This window comes from Faecalicatena contorta (assembly GCF_021531995.1).
Taxonomy (GTDB): domain Bacteria; phylum Bacillota; class Clostridia; order Lachnospirales; family Lachnospiraceae; genus Dorea_A; species Dorea_A contorta_A.
Window position 1 is genome coordinate 1 of record NZ_JAFBIZ010000251.1, and the last position, 1234, is coordinate 1234.

General features: G+C 34.8%; 1 protein-coding gene. It reads right to left on the reverse strand.

Annotated elements, in window-relative coordinates:
- Positions 1-813 (reverse strand): FtsX-like permease family protein (locus JQM82_RS15700; RefSeq protein WP_235251358.1); only part of this gene is annotated, 813 nt, incomplete at its 3' end.
- Positions 814-1234: the final 421 nt, after the last annotated feature.

A 1234-nucleotide genomic window follows, 5' to 3' on the forward strand; every position in this document is an offset into this window, starting at 1 on the left:
GTGATACAACGTTTTTAGCGTAAGAATATGTCTGTCATACCATTTTTCTTTCTTTTTCACCCATCGCAATATAACATTTCCCAAATAAGTAAACCAAAGATATAATCCGGTCAGCGAAAAAAGAACTCCATATTTCATACGTGGATATGTCATAGGAACCTTCGAAAAAAGAATAATTGCAGACACAAAACAGATCAGCCCTGCAATCGCACCTATCACGCTTGCTTTAACAGACGGAACCGTCCCCCTTTTCTGTTCCGTATTCAAAAGCGAAGCCAGTGAATTGTTTTGAATTTTTATTATATTCATGATTACTGCAATGCACAAAATAACACACATATAAAAACATGTACTTCCAATATTCTTTAGAAACCAGCATGGATCTTGAACTGTTTGAATCCCTTCTTTTCTGAATATAGACTGAAGAAGAATTACAAAAGGCGTTCCCACTACACACCCAATCAGCCACGAAATACCACAGATAATCCCATATTCCAGAATTATCATCCGGATAATATCTTTCTTTTCTTCTCCGAATACCATAAACATTCCATAATCTTTGATTCTTATCCGGCTATAATTGCTTACTGTATAGCTGATCAAAATCAGACCAATAAACAGCAATATATACATGTACGTTTGAATCGCAACTCCTTGTTGCGACCGAACCCTTTCTTCCATACTCATTGTTCCAAGAACCAATTCTTTAACTCCTAGAAAGACAAATAACATAATTGCAACTAAAATAGCACTCATAACACACACAATACTATTACGCGCATTTTTTTTTAATATTTTCAATAATATTTTCATATGCCTAATCCTTTAAAGAGAGGGATTTCTCCCTCTCCTAATTTTGAATAACTAAATTTTGTTACTAAGACCGGTACAACCACCTTTACAGTTTTTTGCGCATCCTCCCGAACACGTTTTCTTACAATCTCCATGGCATGAACCTGAACATGTTTGTAAACAGTTATTACTACACACTATACATCCTCTTGGTGTAATAACAGTACTGTAAGTACCTTGAATTTTGCTCGTATATCTGCTCATAGTTTCACCTCTTTACATTGCTATTGTCTACCTAATTTTTAAGGAACTTATAAGAACCAACATAGCAGACTGCTTGACAACCTTTTGTGCAACCATATTTACATCCAATCCCTTTCTCTAAAGTATTTAACATATTATTTGTTTACGTTCCGCCTATGTATAATTAACATGCCTTGTT